The 15,957-nt window shown below is 43.9% G+C and carries 16 protein-coding genes; 15 read left to right on the top strand and 1 reads right to left on the bottom strand.

The genetic code is table 11. The annotated features are described in order from the left end of the window. The first annotated feature begins 24 nt into the window (after positions 1-24). Genes hemC through VJY63_RS01450 form a run of 4 tightly spaced genes read left to right on the top strand, consistent with a single transcriptional unit; the run spans position 25 to position 4,130 of the window. Positions 25-957 (top strand): hydroxymethylbilane synthase, encoded by a 933-nt coding sequence (gene hemC, locus VJY63_RS01465; RefSeq protein WP_324047922.1) that lies wholly within the window; start codon positions 25-27, stop codon positions 955-957. Positions 958-960: 3 nt separating this feature from the next. Beyond that, positions 961-1,725, top strand: a complete 765-nt coding sequence (locus VJY63_RS01460) for a uroporphyrinogen-III synthase (RefSeq protein ID WP_324047920.1) — start codon at positions 961-963, stop codon at positions 1,723-1,725. A 12-nt stretch (positions 1,726-1,737) separates the two neighbouring features. Continuing rightward, positions 1,738-2,868 carry a uroporphyrinogen-III C-methyltransferase gene (locus tag VJY63_RS01455; protein ID WP_324047918.1) on the top strand — a complete coding sequence of 377 codons (1,131 nt, stop codon included), beginning with the start codon at positions 1,738-1,740 and terminating at the stop codon, positions 2,866-2,868. After that, complete coding sequence (locus VJY63_RS01450) at positions 2,865-4,130, top strand: heme biosynthesis HemY N-terminal domain-containing protein (RefSeq protein WP_324047916.1); 1,266 nt, start codon at positions 2,865-2,867, stop codon at positions 4,128-4,130. Before VJY63_RS01455 ends, VJY63_RS01450 begins: the two co-directional genes overlap by 4 nt. 186 nt (positions 4,131-4,316) lie before the next feature. Here VJY63_RS01450 and VJY63_RS01445 read toward each other — a convergent pair whose 3' ends face one another. Further along, on the bottom strand, positions 4,317-5,351 hold the full coding sequence (locus VJY63_RS01445) for a type IV pilus twitching motility protein PilT (protein ID WP_324047914.1): 1,035 nt from the start codon (positions 5,349-5,351) through the stop codon (positions 4,317-4,319). Between the two features lie 33 nt (positions 5,352-5,384). Between VJY63_RS01445 and VJY63_RS01440 the strand changes: the two genes are divergently transcribed. From VJY63_RS01440 to VJY63_RS01390, 11 genes are all read left to right on the top strand, one after another. Beyond that, entirely contained in the window at positions 5,385-6,137 is a 753-nt protein-coding gene (locus tag VJY63_RS01440; RefSeq protein WP_324047913.1) for a YggS family pyridoxal phosphate-dependent enzyme, read from the top strand. Next, positions 6,130-6,999, top strand: a complete 870-nt coding sequence (gene proC, locus VJY63_RS01435) for a pyrroline-5-carboxylate reductase (protein ID WP_324047912.1) — start codon at positions 6,130-6,132, stop codon at positions 6,997-6,999. The genes VJY63_RS01440 and proC overlap by 8 nt, the downstream gene beginning before the upstream one ends. Positions 7,000-7,040: 41 nt before the next feature. Continuing rightward, complete coding sequence (locus VJY63_RS01430; RefSeq protein WP_324047910.1) at positions 7,041-7,631, top strand: YggT family protein; 591 nt, start codon at positions 7,041-7,043, stop codon at positions 7,629-7,631. 44 nt (positions 7,632-7,675) lie between these two features. Then, on the top strand, positions 7,676-8,899 hold the full coding sequence (xseA, locus tag VJY63_RS01425) for an exodeoxyribonuclease VII large subunit (protein ID WP_324047909.1): 1,224 nt from the start codon (positions 7,676-7,678) through the stop codon (positions 8,897-8,899). Between the two features lie 9 nt (positions 8,900-8,908). After that, positions 8,909-9,760, top strand: coding sequence for a peptidoglycan DD-metalloendopeptidase family protein (locus VJY63_RS01420; RefSeq protein WP_324047908.1), 852 nt, complete (start codon positions 8,909-8,911; stop codon positions 9,758-9,760). Positions 9,761-9,841: 81 nt separating this feature from the next. Further along, positions 9,842-11,650, top strand: a complete 1,809-nt coding sequence (locus VJY63_RS01415) for a Na/Pi symporter (protein WP_324047907.1) — start codon at positions 9,842-9,844, stop codon at positions 11,648-11,650. 48 nt (positions 11,651-11,698) lie between these two features. Then, the gene (locus tag VJY63_RS01410; protein ID WP_324047906.1) at positions 11,699-11,959 is read left to right on the top strand and encodes a hypothetical protein; all 261 of its coding nucleotides are present in this window, start codon (positions 11,699-11,701) and stop codon (positions 11,957-11,959) included. A gap of 51 nt (positions 11,960-12,010) precedes the next feature. Continuing rightward, the gene (locus tag VJY63_RS01405) at positions 12,011-13,069 is read left to right on the top strand and encodes an AI-2E family transporter (protein WP_324047905.1); all 1,059 of its coding nucleotides are present in this window, start codon (positions 12,011-12,013) and stop codon (positions 13,067-13,069) included. 196 nt (positions 13,070-13,265) lie between these two features. Continuing rightward, positions 13,266-14,030 (top strand): ABC transporter ATP-binding protein, encoded by a 765-nt coding sequence (locus tag VJY63_RS01400; RefSeq protein WP_324047904.1) that lies wholly within the window; start codon positions 13,266-13,268, stop codon positions 14,028-14,030. After that, the gene (locus tag VJY63_RS01395; protein ID WP_324047902.1) at positions 14,030-14,908 is read left to right on the top strand and encodes a metal ABC transporter permease; all 879 of its coding nucleotides are present in this window, start codon (positions 14,030-14,032) and stop codon (positions 14,906-14,908) included. The genes VJY63_RS01400 and VJY63_RS01395 overlap by 1 nt, the downstream gene beginning before the upstream one ends. A 16-nt stretch (positions 14,909-14,924) precedes the next feature. After that, entirely contained in the window at positions 14,925-15,938 is a 1,014-nt protein-coding gene (locus VJY63_RS01390; protein WP_324047900.1) for a metal ABC transporter solute-binding protein, Zn/Mn family, read from the top strand. The last annotated feature ends 19 nt before the right edge of the window (positions 15,939-15,957 follow it).

Below are 15,957 nucleotides of genomic sequence, written 5' to 3'. Positions count from 1 at the left end.
ACCGTTTAAAATTTTGGAGTTCTTGTGTCTCAGTTAAAAATTGCCACGCGTCGTAGCCCTTTAGCCTTGTGGCAGGCCGAACACGTTAAAGCCCGTTTAGAAGCTTTGCACCCTAATTTAGAAGTGGTTTTGGTTCCCATTAAAACGCAGGGCGATATTATTTTAAACACGCCCTTGTCGAAAATTGGTGGCAAAGGTTTGTTTGTTAAAGAGCTAGAAGCCTGCATGTTAAATGGTGAAGCCGATATAGCCGTGCATTCCATGAAAGATGTACCTATGGAATTCCCAGAAGGCTTAATGCTAGGGCCCATTCTTGAACGCCATGCGCCTACCGATGCTTTTGTGTCGAATAAGTATGACTCGTTTGATGCTATGCCAGCCGGTAGCATTGTCGGTACTTCTAGCCTGCGCCGTAGTTGCCAGATATTAGCTAACCGCCCCGATTTAAAAGTGGACTGGCTGCGCGGCAATATTCAAACCCGTATGGGCAAGCTAGATGCCGGTGATTACGATGCGATTTTATTAGCCACTTCTGGCCTACAACGTATGGGCTTGGGCGAGCGAGTGCGCTTAGATATTCCTGCTGAAATTTCTTTACCGGCTTGTGGTCAGGGTGCTTTAGGCATAGAACTGCGCGAAGGCGATGAACGCTGCGCTGCTTTGGTTGCGCCTTTAAACGATGCACCTTCTGCTACTTGTGTGTTGGCAGAAAGAGCCATGAACACACGTTTGCAAGGCGGTTGTCAGGTGCCGATTGGTGGCTATGCTATTTTAGAAGGCGATCAGCTTTGGTTACGAGCGCTAGTGGGCGAACCGGAAGGCACGCTTATTTTACGTGCTGAAGCAAAAGGCCCAGCCAGCGACCCTGTTGCTTTAGGCATTAAAGTAGCCGAAGACCTTTTATCGCAGGGTGCAGGTGATATTTTGTCTAAAGTTTATGGTTTTAAGGTAGATTAAACTTTGCCCATTAAAATATTAACCACCCGCCCTGAAGCTATGGCAGAGCGGTTGGTTTTGCCCCTGCAAGCGGCAGGTTACCAAGTGAACAATGTGCCTTTATTGGCGATTGAACCGCTGACTTTGCAAGCCCAACAAAAACAGTGGTTAATGGATTTAGACCTGTTTCAGCGTGTGGTGGTTATTAGCCCTAGTGCTGCCGATGTTTTGTTAGAAACACTAGAAGACTTTTGGCCTCAATGGCCGGTAGGTGTGAACTGGTATACCGTGGGTCAAGGGACTAAACTCAGGTTAGCGCAAGCAGGCATTGAAGCCGTTTGTCCTGAACAAGGTGATAAGAGCGAAGACCTATTATTGCACCCAGAATTACAACAGCTAGCCGGTGAAAAAGTTTTGTTAGCTAAAGGGCTAGGTGGCCGAGACTTATTGTATGACAGCCTAACCGCCCGTGGTGCTAAAGTCAGTGTGTTGCCGCTTTATGAGCGAGTAAAACCTAAGTTAAACCCGCAACAGGTTGAACAGCTATTAGCCGGAAGCCACCAAGTTTTAGTCGTAACCAGCGGTGAATCACTATTGCAATACCTAGCATTTATGCAAATGAAATTTAAAAATCGGCAAACTTTAGAAGAGCAACTTAACCGCTGCTGGCTATTAGTGCCTAGTTACCGAATAGAAAAACAAGCACGGCAAATGGGTTTTAATACCATTGTTAACACTAAGGGTGCAGGCGCTGATGCTATCTTGGTTGCAATAAAAGCGCTGCAATAAAGAGGAAGAGCTATGTCTGCAAAGCAATCTGCGCCACCTAAAAAGTCTTCGTTAAGCTTAGATAAAAAAACGACCAATACTACGGTTTCAACACCTAAATCTAATAATAACAACAAAAGTAGCAGGTTATTATTGCTGCTATTTTTGTTGATTTTAGTGGCATTTTTGGGTACGGCTACGTTAGGTTGGCTGGGTTATCAGCAGGTTATTAGTTTACAAAAGCAGCTTGCCGAACGTCCCACGCATCAACAATTAAAAGCACCGCTTAATCACTTAACCGCGATTAGTGGCTTAAAAGAACAACAGCAATCATTACAAGAAGCGCTAAATCAGCAGCAACTTAAACTAAGCAATCAAGAACTTAACCTAACCGATCTACAACAAGCTTTGCTAAAATCAAAAGACCCTAAGCCCCGTGATTGGCAATTAGCTGAAGTTGAATATTTATTACGCCTTGCCAACCAACGCCTGCAGCTTGAAGGTGATGTGAATGGCGCATTAACCCTGTTTAAAACTGCTGAACAGCGCTTAAAACAAGCGAATGTACCCGGTACTTTAGGTGTGCGTGGTTATTTATTAGAAGACATTGAAGAACTTAAAGCTTTACCCAAATTAGACAAGGTTTCTATGGCGCTAAGCCTACAAGAACTAGCCGACAAGGCGTTAACTTTACAAGTAAAAAGATTTACCGATGCACCATCTTTAAACCTAGAAACCGTTAGCCAATTAAGTAATGAAGTGAATTGGTATCAGCATTTGTGGCAAGAAATACGCAGCCTAGTGGTTGTGCGTCAACGTGAATTACCCATTGAAGCCTTGCCATTTACAGACGATGAACTGGCTTTACGTCATCAATTAAGTGCCTTGTTATTACAAGCCTCTTGGGCAGCCTTGTCCAGCGAACAGCCGCTTTATGATGCCAGTCTGACGGCGGCGGCTAAGCGTTTATCAGGCTTTGATGCAAATCAACCTGCCGTTGCTGACTTTATTCAACAGCTCAGCAAGCTTGCCAAACAACCCGTGCAACAAAAATTACCCACAACAGAAACCAGCCTTGATAGCTTACAAGCGTTTATTGCTCAGCGTTACCGCCTACAGCTTCCGCTTACTTCTGAAGCGATACAGTCAACGGAGCAGCCATGATTAAGCGTGTATTTTTATGGCTCATATTTTTAGCGATTGCGGTGCTAATCGGGCAACAACTTTTAAAAGGTACTGGTTATTTACTATTGGTTTTACCCAATGGGCAAACCAGTATTGAAATGTCGTTTTGGACAGGACTAGTGCTGCTTATCGCTAGTTGGTTAATTGCCGCTTGGGTATTAAACCTTATTGGTTGGCTAGCCAATCCTTTACGCAGTTTAAAAGCTAAACAACAGCGCTTTAAAAACCAACGCGCAATTAAATTGACAGCAAAAGGCTTGATTGAGTTATCGCAAGGGCGCTGGTCTAAAGCCCGTAAATTATTAGCGCGTGCCGCTAAAAATAGCAGTATGCCACTGATTAATTACCTTGCTGCGGCACAAGCGGCACATTACGAAGGCCGCGACGAAGACGTTGAGCTATTTTTACAAGCGGCAGAAAAAAACACACCCGATGCCAGCGTCGCAGTTGACTTTTTACAAGCTCGCATTCAATTAGATAAAGGTCATTATGAACAAGCGCTTGCAACCTTGCTGCGCTTACACCAAAAAGCGCCCAGCCACCCAGTGGTGCTGCGTCAGTTAAGGGACGTTTATTTAGCCTTGTCAGATTGGAAGCCGCTCATTCAGCTAATCCCCCTTTTTAGGCGCTATCAGATTAGCTCACCAGAAACGCTAAACCAGCTAGAAAGGCAGGTTTATTTGCACCGTTTTGATGCGTTATTACGCGATCTACATCAATCAAACCATTTAGCGGCAGTCAAAGACTTGTGGGATAATTTACCGCCCCACATGAAGCTAGAAGACCCGTTAATTTTAGCTTGGCTACAAGTTTTGGTTAAACGTGGTGAGTTAGTTTTAGCAGAACAACTATTAAAACGCAGCTTAAAAAACACTTGGTCAGAAAAGTTAATTGAAGCGTATGGTTTATTACCTGTTGAAGCTGAACCCAAGCGCCGTTTGTTAGAAGCTGAACAATGGCTAAAAGAACGCCCCAACGACCCTGCTTTGTTACACGCTTTAGCACGAATTTGTCAGCAACAAAGTTTGTGGCGCAAAGCGTTAGAATATTATCAAGCCAGCTATCAGCTACAGGCAAAAGACCAGCTTTGTGTAGAAATGGCAAGTTTGTACAGTGCTTTAGGTGATGAGCGCCAAAGTCAGCTATTCCAAAAAATTGCTTTACAAGGCTTACAGCGCCAATTACCAGCATTACCTTTACCCTTGAAAAACCCGATAGAAATAAATAAGAATCATTCTTAAATAAGGCTTGCAAAATCAAATGAGATTGATTATCATTGTTTAACGGTTCGAGAGAACCCTTTACCTGATCAGAATACAAGCTTTGGCTAGGCGGTAGGTTCCCGCTAATTTTTTCAGGTTCTCCTCATCATCAAGCGAGTCTTTTACCGCCCCTCCCCCGGGGCGGTTTTTTTTCACCCAGTGTTACTAAAAGTTTTCTGGCTGTTTGGCTTGTTCACGCGCCACTTCAGGGCTGATTAAACCTTGATTAAGCAATTGCTTTAGCGCTTGATCCAATGTTTGCATACCGTAAGTTGCGCCGGTTTGTATAGCGGAATACATTTGGGCAATTTTATCGTCTCGAATTAAGTTACGAATCGCAGGTGTAGCAATCATGATTTCATGAGCAGCAACGCGTCCACCGCCTTGTTTTTTTAACAGCGCCTGTGAAATAACACCCTGTAAAGACTCGGATAGCATCGAGCGTACCATCGACTTTTCTTGTGCTGGAAAAACATCAACAATGCGATTAATCGTTTTAGTCGCGCCGCTGGTGTGCAGCGTTGCAAACACCGCATGACCTGTTTCAGCCGCCGTCAGTGCAAGGCGAATGGTTTCTAAATCGCGCAACTCACCGACTAAAATAATGTCGGGGTCTTCACGCAAAGCAGAACGCAACGCTTCAGAAAAACCCAAGGTGTCACGGTGAACTTCTCGCTGATTTACTAGGCACTTTTTAGATTCATGCACAAATTCAATCGGGTCTTCAATGGTTAGTAGGTGGGCATTTTTACGCGCGTTAACGTAATCTAGCATTGCTGCCAGCGTCGTTGATTTGCCAGAGCCAGTTGAACCAGTGACGAGGACTAAACCCCGTTGCGTCATAGCAAGAGTACGAAATACCTCACCCATGCCTAATTCCTCAAGGCTTAGTAGCAGCGATGGAATTAACCGGAATACCGCACCAGCACCACGATTATGGTTAAAAGCATTCACTCTAAAACGCGCTAAACCACGCACCTCAAAAGAAAAATCAACCTCTAAAAGCGTTGCATAATCTTGCCGCTGTTTATCATTCATAATGCTGCAAATAAGTGCATGAATAGTTTGATGATTGAGCGCAGGAATATTGATACGCCGCATATCGCCATCAACACGCATCATGGGCGGTAAATTGGCAGAAAGGTGTAAGTCTGAAGCTTTCTGTTTTGTGCAAAAGACTAATAATTCGGTAATATCCATTATTTACCTCTTAATTAAGCGAAGGATTATCTAATGTTGCATTCTGTCATTCCCGAGCACATTGCTAAGGTGTATCAGCAAGTAACTCAAGCTTGTCATAAGTCTAGGCGCGACCCTGCTCAAGTCAAAATTTTAGCGGTGAGCAAAACCCAACCGGCTGAAGCCATTCGAGCAGCAGCCACAACCGGACAACGAGCATTTGGTGAAAACTATTTGCAAGAAGCATTACAAAAACAGCAGCAGCTAACCGATTTACCCGAATTAGAATGGCACTTTATTGGCGCTGTTCAGTCCAACAAAACCCGTGAAATTGCTGAAAACTTTGCTTGGTTGCACACTTTAGATAGACAAAAAATTGCTCAGCGCTTAAACGACCAGCGACCAGCGCATTTACCTAAATTAAATGTGCTGATTCAAGTCAATATAAGCAATGAAGCCAGCAAAGCAGGCATCGCACCAACAGCGCTGTTAGCTTTAGCGCAGCAGGTTGTTAAACTGCCACACTTAACATTGCGCGGCTTAATGTGTATTCCTAAAGCAAGCGACAAGGTTGCAGAGCAACGCCAAGCCTTTGCCCAGCTAGCAGCTTTACAAAAACAGCTACAAGAAGATTTACAAAAAGATGTACAAAAAGCATTACAAGGCACCTTGCCTGACTTGGCTTTAAATACCTTGTCGATGGGCATGAGTGGCGACTTAGAAGCGGCTATCGCTGAAGGCAGCACGCTGGTACGCATAGGCACAGCCATTTTTGGTACGCGTGAAAAGAAGGATTCACATGATTAACTTATTAAGTAATACCCAGCCCAAAGTAGCTTTTATTGGCGCAGGCAATATGGGCGGTGCGATTTTACGTGGCCTTGTTAAGCAGGGTTATCCGCTGCCTTCATTAATGGCAACGGGGCGGGATGAGATTAAGTTACAGCAGCTTGCTAAAGAAACGGGGATTAGTGTTACCACCGATAACTTACAAGCCGTTGCTTGGGCAGACCTTGTTGTTTTAGGCGTAAAACCACAAATGATGCAAGCGGTATGCGCCTCTTTAGCGGCTAGCGTACAGCAAAAAAAGCCATTATTACTCAGCATAGCGGCTGGCTTAACCACAGCAACGCTTTTGGATTGGCTAGGCGGTGATTTACCTTTAGTACGTTCCATGCCTAATACGCCTTCATTATTAGGTGCAGGTGTCGCCGGTTTATACGCTACGGCCAGTGTTAGCACCCAGCAACGCGCTTGGGTAGAAGCAATATCAACAGCGGTCGGCACAGCGCACTGGGTGACAGAAGAAGCGCAGCTTAATGCAGTAACAGCCATTTCAGGTTCTGGGCCAGCTTATTATTTCTTATTTACTGAAGCGCTGGCAGCAGCGGGTGAGAAGCTAGGCTTAACCCCTGAGTTAGCGTTACAGCTTGCAAAAAGTACTGCAGCAGGCGCCGGTAAAATGCTAGCAGAATCCACCGATTCACCCGCTGAACTAAGGCGCAAAGTCACTTCACCCGGCGGCACCACTGAACAGGCCATTCAAACTTTTGCAAATAAAGGTTTACCTGAACTGGTGGAAGCAGCAACACAGGCGGCAGCAAAGCGTGCCGTTGAACTAGCAACTGCATTAAAAAACAGTAAGATCAGCAGCGCTAACGTAGAATAGCGAAAATCAATATTCACTGAATTAAGCGGCGGAGTATCAATATGGGAATGGGCGCAGGTTTGGCTTCTTTTGTGCAGCTGTTATTCAGCTTGGCTACTTTTGTGATTGTTTTAAGGTTTTTATTACACCTTAGCAAGGCCGATTATTTTAACCCAATTACGCAGGGTGTGGTTAAAGCCACTAACCCCATCATCTTGCCGTTACAAGGGTTGTTAAAACCTATGGGGCGACTTGATTTAGCCAGTTTATTAATAGCCATAGTGGTTAAATCCATCGGCATAACCGTTGCTTTATACCTAACTAATTTTTTGGGTGCAGCAAACCTAGTTAGCATTCTTATTGGCGGTGTAACCGGCGTACTAAAAACGGTATTAGACTTGTACTTTTTTGTATTGGTTATTTCCATTGTACTCAGCTGGGTTGCGCCACAAGCCAATCACCCTGGCGCAGTTTTAGTTTATCAATTAACTGAACCTTTAATGGCACCGGTTAGAAAAATCATTCCTAACCTAGGTGGTTTAGATTTATCGCCTATTTTTGTGTTTTTAGGCATTAATCTAGCTTCAAGTCTGTTGGTTGGTATATTAGCGCAGCTTGCTGGACAGCCAGTAGCGCAATTTATTGGGCTTTAATCATGCTATCAGGCTTTAATAATCATGTTAAAAATTAAACCCTTTTGAACAACAGCCTAACGGTCAGCCAATTAAATGCACAAGCGCGGCAATTATTAGAGCAAGGTTTGTCGCAACTTTGGGTTGAAGGTGAGGTGTCTAACTTCACCGCGTCCAGTGCTGGGCATTGGTATTTCACTCTAAAAGACGCGCAAGCCCAATTGCCTTGTGTAATGTTTACTGGGCGTAATGGCTTGGTGGTTCGTCAGCCGATTAATGGCGATCAGGTGCAATTAAAGGGCAGTGTTAGCCTTTACGAAGACCGTGGACAGTTTCAGTTGCTGGCTGAAGCCATGCGTTTTAGCGGTGAAGGTGACTGGCTGGCGCGGTTAGAAGCCCTTAAAAAGAAACTAGCAGCAGAAGGTTTGTTTGCAATAGAACGCAAGCGTACTTTGCCTAAAATGCCGTTAACCTTAGGCGTGGTTTCTTCGTTACAAGGCGCAGCGTTGCAAGATGTTTTACAAGTGTTGCAGCGGCGTTGGCCTTTGGCGCAAGTATTTATTTACCCTGCGTTAGTGCAAGGTGCGGATGCCCCAGCCAGTTTGCGACGGGCATTTGCTTTGGCGCAATACCACGGTAATCCAGACGTATTGCTGTTGGTGCGTGGCGGCGGTAATTTAGAAGACTTACAAGCCTTTAATGACGAAACTTTAGCGCGAATGGTGGCAGCCTCAGCCATACCAGTGATTACCGGTATTGGCCATGAAACTGACTTTACTTTGGTGGATTTTGTTGCCGATCAACGTGCATCCACACCGTCGGTTGCAGCAGAAACGGCTAGCCCCGATGCCGTAAATTTGAGACAGCAACTAGCTAAATCAGCACAAAGCTTACAGCTAGCCATGATGCAGCGTTGGCGTAGTGAACAACAGCGTTTAGATTATTTGACCCAGCGTTTAAACACACAACACCCACAACAGCGCTTGCAGCAGACACAACAAAAGTTACAGATATTAGTAAAAAAATTGCAGCAATCCATGACCAATCAGCAGCAGATTAGGCATTTAAAATTGCAACAACAAGCCACACGTTTGCACACGCTAAGCCCGTTGAATACATTAAACCGTGGTTATGCTTTGGCAGAAACCCAAGACCAACAATTGCTACACTCGGCTCAGCAAGTACAAAAAGGCGATTCAATCAGAATTTGGTTGGCACAAGGCGCATTAGATTGCACCGTAGACACGGTTGCTGTTGCAGCCATAAGAAGTGCAACAGAAAACATTTAAGGAGTGAGTATGCATTTTCATCGGTATCCATTAAGCGTTATTTTGGGTTTGGTTTTTCTTAGCTTACAAGCGTTTAGTTTGCAAGCACAGGCTGACACTTGGCCGCGTGAATCTCGCGTTGCCGGTGGTGTCGCTATATTAGAAGTTCCGCAACGGGGTGATGCACCGCCACACGTATTTTTTAACAATCAGCGCGTTTATACCGTAAAAAAAGAGAACCGCTGGTTCGCTTGGGTAGGTATTCCGTTAAGTCAAAAAACAGGGCAAACCCAAGCATTTTGGCGCACCCGTGACGGTGATTTACCCTTAACGTTTAATGTGTTGGATAAAGCTTACGCGCAGCAAAGCCTTACCGTTGCGCCTAAGCACGTTAACCTTTCACCCGAAGACCTTGCCAGAGTACAACGCGAAACACCTGAATTAAGGGGTGCGATGAATCACTTTCGCCCCATGATTTTACCACTGCCAGCACTGATTAAACCTTTAGAAGGCCGTCATTCCAGCCCGTTTGGTTTTCGTCGTGTGTTTAATGGTGAATCGCGCAACCCACACAGCGGATTAGACATAGCCGCCCCGCAAGGCAGCCCGATTAAAGCAGCGCTACCCGGTCGTATTACAGCCCAAAACCATTACTTTTTTAACGGTAAAACGGTGGTGATAGATCATGGGCAAGGTTTAACCAGCTTGTATTGTCACCTAAGTAAGTTTGCTGATTTAAAAGTCGGTGATGAAGTAGAAGCGGGGCAATTTATTGGTGAAGTGGGCACAACAGGGCGCTCGACTGGGCCGCATCTGCATTGGACGATTAGCTTAAACGCTGCGCGGGTTGATCCTGAATTGTTTTTACCTGCAACAAAATAAAAAACTAGAACTTAAAAAACTAGAACTTAAAAAAAAACAGCTTTATAAAAAAAATAACGTTCAACTAAATGGGTGGGTTGTATGCTAAGAAAGTTTACCTTGCCTTTCGTGTTGCTGTTGCTTGCCTATGTCTTGTGGGTTGGCGCTGAGTTTATGGATCTTGCCCTAGGTGTGGCGTTTTTTATTTTTGGCATGATTTGCTTAGAAGACGGTTTTAAAGCCTTTGCTGGTGGGGCGTTAGAAACCATTTTGCAGCGTTCTACCAACCGCTTATGGAAAAGTCTGTTATTAGGTTTTACCAGCACAACCATTATGCAGTCCAGCACGCTGGTATCTTTAATTACTATCTCGTTTGTTAGTTCAGAAATGATTGCGCTAGCCGGTGGTATTGGCATTATTTTAGGTGCCAATATCGGTACTAGCACCGGCGCTTGGTTAATTGCAGGTTTGGGTTTGAAAGTGGATATTGGCAGTTATGCCATGCCAATGCTGGTGTTTGGTGTGCTCTTGTTGATGCAAAAAAGCAAAACCATTAAAGGTGCAGGGAATTTAGTGTTAGGCATCGGCTTTTTGTTTTTTGGCATTCACTTTATGAAAGAAGGTTTCACCCAGCTACAAGGCAGTTTTGATTTATCGGCTTACAGTGTTAGCGGCGTGTATGGCGTGCTGCTGTTCACCCTAATTGGCACGTTAATTACGTTTCTTATGCAATCTAGCCACGCCACTTTAATGATTGTGATTGCGGCTTTAGCAACGGGGCAGGTTAGCTATGAAAATGCTTTGGCTTTGTCGATTGGTGCGGGTTTAGGCAGCGCAGTCACTACAGCTTTGGGCGGGCTGGCGGCCAATTTGGGCGGTAAACGGGTCGCTGCTGCACAAGTGGTCTTTAGTCTTGTCACCACTTTATTAGCGATGGTGTTAATTAATCCGTTAATAATAGCTGTGGATTGGATGGCAGTGTATTTAGGCATAGCAGCAGCGGATTATTTATTGAAATTAGCCCTATTTCAAACCTTGTTTAGAGTATTAGGTGCGGTCATATTTATGCCTTTTATTAACAAAATAGAAGTGTTGTTGATTAAATACATTCAATTTGTACCAAAAAGCACTGAGCAACCGCTTTACCTTTACCCTGAAGTGTTAGAAACGCCTTCTAGTGTGGTGGCAGCAGTGCGTAAAGAGGTTGAGCATTTATTCGACAATGCCTTTGGCTTACTGGCCCACGGTTTAAGTTTAAAGCGCAGCGTCATTGAATCAGAAGAATCATTATCTACCGAAGTTAAAAACACGCGGCGTATTTTTCCGATTGATGTAGAAAATGCTTACGAAGAAAAAATCAAAAGCCTGCACAGCGAGATTGTGGCGTTTATTAGCGAAGCACAAATGCGTGAGTCGACCCACGTTGCCACTGAAGAATTGTATGTGTTGCGCCAAGCCAGCCGTAATATTGTAGGGGCGGTTAAAGGCATGAAACATTTGCATAATAACTTGTCGCGCTATGGCTTATCGTCTAACCCTGCGGTGCGTGAGCGTTATGATCAAATACGTTTACAACTGGCTAGGCTGCTGCGTGAATTACGGCTGTTATTAAAAGAAGAGCCTTCCAGTGCCACAGCTTTGTCATTAGATTCACTTAAACTTTCGATACAAAAAGCCAGTCGTGCCATGACTGATGATTTGGATGAAATGATTCGTTATCGCCGCTTGAATGCTAACATTGCTACTTCAATCATGAATGATGAAAACTATGTAGCAGACATAGCCAATAACTTGATTGCTGCGGTTCATGCCTTGCTAAGCAAGGAAGAAGCGGCAACAACCGATCAGTTTAATTTGGATGAAATTGAAATTCAGCGACTAGTCGATAAAGAGTCAAATGTAGCTAAGTAGTGGCAATACAAGCCATTAAAAGGAAGTATTTATTTTGGAGTAAAGCGCATGAAACTAAAAAGGCTGTTAGGAAAACTCAGTCAGTTTTTAGACTCTAACAATAAAACGCAGCAACAAGAAATCAAATCAATTCGTAAAGTTTTAAAAGTGCTAAAAGAAAAAGAGCACAAGCTGCAAGCTAAATTAGCGAATAGACAAGCTTATGAGGCTGATGAAATTGAAGCGTTACAACTTAAACTGGATGTCATTTATGCCCAGCGGCGTAAAGGTATCGAGCGTGTACAGGCTTTAAAGAAAAACACGTCTTAAAGCTTGCCTAATGTAAACTTGTCAAAAAAATCATAGGATTAGTTAGTTACAATGCCTCATTTATTTAATATTAAAACCCCTGGGCTGATTTGGTTATTGGGTTTAGCTGCCATTATCATTATTTTGGCAGGACTGAAGTCGGCTGAAGCCATTGTTATTCCCATTATGCTGGCATTGTTTATTGGCATTATTTGTACGCCACCGTTGCATTTTCTAACCCGTCATAAAGTACCTCCAATTATGGCTATTTTAATTATTGTCACACTTTTAGTCGTATTTGGTGGCTTACTGGGTATGGTCGTTACTACAGCAATCGACAACTTTATTAATCGTTTACCCGATTACCAGCAGCGTTTAGAAGCAGAAATGATTGGTTTACTGCCTTCGTTAGAAAAGTTTGGTGTGCCTGTGTCAAGTAAACAACTGCTAATGCATTTCAACCCATCACAAATAATGGATTGGGTAGCCAAAGCACTCACCAATTTGGGTTCTTTATTAACGAATCTATTCTTAATTATTTTTATTGTGATTTTTTTATTATTAGAAGAAGCCTCTTTTTCTTTAAAGCTGCGTCAAGCCTTACCGAATGCAGAAAAATCGTTACGCAACGCCAATCAATTTGTAGGTCAAGTCAATAAATACTTGGTTATTAAATCAACCATCAGCCTATTAACCGGTTGCTTAATTGCATTGTGGGTTTGGTTTTTAGGTTTAGACTTTCCACTTTTGTGGGGTTTAATCGCTATGTTAATGAACTTTATTCCCAATGTTGGTTCTATTTTAGCCGCCATTCCTGCGGTTTTATTAGCCGTTGTACAACTAGGTTTTCCGCAAGCAGGCTTAGTTGCAGGTGGCTATTTAGTGGTTAATCTAGTGATGGGTAATTTAATCGAACCACGCTTTATGGGTAAGGGTTTAGGTCTGTCACCTTTGGTTGTTTTTTTATCATTAATTTTATGGGGCTGGTTATTTGGTGCAGCAGGGATGTTTTTGTCTATTCCATTAACCATGATTGCTAAAATCGCCTTAGAGCAATCACAGTCTACTCAGTGGGTAGCCGTTATGTTGGGTAATGGTGTAATTGAGTCAGAGAAAATGCCTTTAAGCTAAAATTAGCGCTAGTCGTAGAAACCAACTTCTGCTATCTTTACACTATTATTTGTTATGTTATAACATTTGGCGATCAAGATGAAATTCTGGAGCTTCTCCCTTTTACAGCTAGGTGTCATCACTCGCTTGCTAATAATTATGCCTTTATTAGCCATTTTATGGCTGCTTACCTACTGGGCAATGAGTTGATTTTGTGATGAATAAACCACCTATAACCCCTTTAGCCACTTTTCATAACCTAACCTTAGGTTATGAGCGCCACCCTGCTGTTCACCATCTACAAGGTGACATTTTGACGGGCGATTTATTAGCCATCGTTGGTCCAAACGGTGGTGGTAAATCAACCCTGTTAAAAGGCTTAATGCAAGAAATACGCCCTTTAGGGGGTGATATTCATTGGCCGCAAGGACAGCCTCAATTGGCTTATTTGCCGCAACGGGCGCGTTTGGATTTAGATTTTCCGCTACGCGTTGTCGATTTTGTAAGCCTTGGGCATTGGCCTAGGTGCGGTGCATTTTCTGCGATTAAAAAAGCAGATCGAAAAGCCGTGCAGGTTGCGTTACAGCAAGTGGGCATGGCAGGTTTCGATCAGCGCTCGTTAGATTCTTTGTCCGGTGGGCAACTGCAGCGGGTATTGTTTGCGCGTTTGTTATTAGAAGATGCGCCACTTATTTTATTAGACGAACCCTTTGCAGCGGTTGATGAAGCTACCACGGCAGATTTGCTGATATTAATTCAACAATGGCACCAGCAAGGGCGCACCATTATTGCGGTGTTGCACGATTTGCACCAAGTACGCAGCCATTTTCCTAAGTGCTTATTGTTGGCAAGGGACGTTTTAGGCATGGGTGCAACCGAACAAGTACTCACTGCTGAAAATTTAGCTAAGGCACGCAAAATGCAAGTATTAGCTGATCCACTAGCACCCATTTGTGATTTTGATGAGGCTAGTGAATCCTGATGTTAGAGATGATTTATCAGGCATTATTCGCACCTTTTATGGATTTTGGTTTTATGCGCCGCGCCCTTGTTGGCTGCATCGCATTAAGCCTTAGCGCCACACCCGTGGGCGTGTTTTTAATGCTGCGGCGTATGAGTTTAACCGGCGATGCCATTGCTCACGCCATTTTACCTGGTGCAGCCTTGGGCTATATGGTAGCCGGTTTGTCGTTGGGTGCTATGACGCTGGGCGGCTTAATTGCTGGTTGGGTGGTGGCTTTATTATCGGGGGGGTTAGCGCGAATTACGGTACTTAAAGAAGACGCTAATCTAGCCGTTTTTTACCTGCTGTCGTTAGCTTTGGGGGTGCTGTTGGTATCAACACAAAGCCGCAACATTGATCTGCTGCACCTATTGTTTGGTAGCGTATTAGCACTTGATAATGAAGCGCTGGTGCTATTGGCAGGCATTACAACGGTTACTTTATTGCTGTTGGCCGTTTTTTTACGCCCTTTAGTTTTGGAATGCCTAGACCCTGATTTTTTACGCCGCCACAGCAACATTGGTACAACAACGCACCTAGTATTTTTAGCGCTGGTAGTCCTTAACTTGGTGGCAGGTTTTCAGGCATTAGGTACGTTAATGGCCGTGGGCATTATGATTTTACCTGCCACAGCAGCACGTTTTTGGGCAAGGCAATTAGACCAACTTCTGTTAGTTGCGCTGGGCATTGCGCTTTTAGGCTGCTGGCTAGGTTTGTTAATGTCTTGGCATTTAGATTTACCTACCGGCCCAGCGATTATTTTAATGTTGGGTAGTTTGCATATTTTTTCACTATTTGTAGGCCGCGATGGATTGCTTAAACGTTGGCTGCACTCAGGTAAACACCTTAAATCTTAATCTGGAGTGGTAGGAAATGAAGTTAAAAAGACTGGGCGGTTTATTATTAGCGTTAACACTGATTGTTAGTGCTTTTTCTGCAAGTGCTGCGAGCTTGCAAGCCAAAGACAAACTCTTAGTAGTGACCACTTTTAGTATTTTACAAGATATGACCCAAGAAATTGCGGGCGAACGCGCTGAAGTAATTAGCCTTGTTGGTATGGATGAAGATTCTCATGCTTATCAACCAAAACCTTCAGATTCACGTAAGCTAGCTAAAGCTGATTTAGTGATTGAAAATGGCTTAACTTTTGAAGGTTGGATGAACCGTTTGGTTGCTGCTAGCGAATATAAAGGCCTTAGAGTAACAGCCAGTACAGGCATTGCGATTAATGATATGGCAAAAAAACATGATGACCATGATAAACATGACCACGACAGCCACAATGACCACGACCACGACAGCCATGATAAGCATGACCACGATGACCACGACAGCCACGCGAGTCATCAACACGGTAAATACGATCCTCATGCTTGGCAAAGTTTGGTTGAAGCGCAGCAGTATGTGCGTAACATTCGTGATGGTTTAGTTCACGTTGATCCGCAAGGTAAAGCCTATTATGAAGCCCGTGCAACGGCTTACATTAAGCGCTTACAAGGTTTGCATCAGTCGATGAAGTTGCGTTTTGATCGTTTGCCTAAAGCGCAGCGTACCGTAATGACTTCTCATGCCGCTTTTGGTTATTTAGCCTCGACTTACGGCATTACTTTTGTGTCACCTCAAGGTATAAGCACAACATCAGAACCTTCAGCGTCTGAAATGGCACACCTGGTTAAGCAAATTCGTAAGCAACAGGTTGCTGCTATTTTTATAGAAAATATAGGCGATCGGCGCTTAGTGGCACAGCTACAACGCGAAACTTCGACAAAATTGGGTGGTACGCTCTATTCTGATGCCTTATCCAAAACCTCAGATTCGGCCAGTAGCTATTATCAAATGATGCAACACAATTTAGAAACACTATTAACGGCGTTAGAGCCAAAGTAACGCATTAAAGTAGCTAGCA

Origin of the sequence: Marinospirillum sp., from assembly GCF_035271045.1 — a bacterium.
Lineage (GTDB): Bacteria > Pseudomonadota > Gammaproteobacteria > Pseudomonadales > Halomonadaceae > Marinospirillum.
This window is presented reverse-complemented; position numbering and strand designations above follow the sequence as displayed.

What these genes read in the sequence shown, in the direction of transcription:
- VJY63_RS01405 (WP_324047905.1), top strand. Translation starts at nt 12,011, where the DNA reads ATGCCTCATTTATTTAATATTAAAACCCCTGGGCTGATTTGGTTATTG.
- proC (WP_324047912.1), top strand. Translation starts at nt 6,130, where the DNA reads ATGATTAACTTATTAAGTAATACCCAGCCCAAAGTAGCTTTTATTGGC.
- VJY63_RS01390 (WP_324047900.1), top strand. Translation starts at nt 14,925, where the DNA reads ATGAAGTTAAAAAGACTGGGCGGTTTATTATTAGCGTTAACACTGATT.
- VJY63_RS01445 (WP_324047914.1), bottom strand. Translation starts at nt 5,351, where the DNA reads ATGGATATTACCGAATTATTAGTCTTTTGCACAAAACAGAAAGCTTCA.
- VJY63_RS01455 (WP_324047918.1), top strand. Translation starts at nt 1,738, where the DNA reads ATGTCTGCAAAGCAATCTGCGCCACCTAAAAAGTCTTCGTTAAGCTTA.
- VJY63_RS01400 (WP_324047904.1), top strand. Translation starts at nt 13,266, where the DNA reads ATGAATAAACCACCTATAACCCCTTTAGCCACTTTTCATAACCTAACC.
- VJY63_RS01430 (WP_324047910.1), top strand. Translation starts at nt 7,041, where the DNA reads ATGGGAATGGGCGCAGGTTTGGCTTCTTTTGTGCAGCTGTTATTCAGC.
- VJY63_RS01395 (WP_324047902.1), top strand. Translation starts at nt 14,030, where the DNA reads ATGTTAGAGATGATTTATCAGGCATTATTCGCACCTTTTATGGATTTT.
- VJY63_RS01440 (WP_324047913.1), top strand. Translation starts at nt 5,385, where the DNA reads ATGTTGCATTCTGTCATTCCCGAGCACATTGCTAAGGTGTATCAGCAA.
- VJY63_RS01410 (WP_324047906.1), top strand. Translation starts at nt 11,699, where the DNA reads ATGAAACTAAAAAGGCTGTTAGGAAAACTCAGTCAGTTTTTAGACTCT.
- VJY63_RS01420 (WP_324047908.1), top strand. Translation starts at nt 8,909, where the DNA reads ATGCATTTTCATCGGTATCCATTAAGCGTTATTTTGGGTTTGGTTTTT.
- VJY63_RS01415 (WP_324047907.1), top strand. Translation starts at nt 9,842, where the DNA reads ATGCTAAGAAAGTTTACCTTGCCTTTCGTGTTGCTGTTGCTTGCCTAT.
- VJY63_RS01450 (WP_324047916.1), top strand. Translation starts at nt 2,865, where the DNA reads ATGATTAAGCGTGTATTTTTATGGCTCATATTTTTAGCGATTGCGGTG.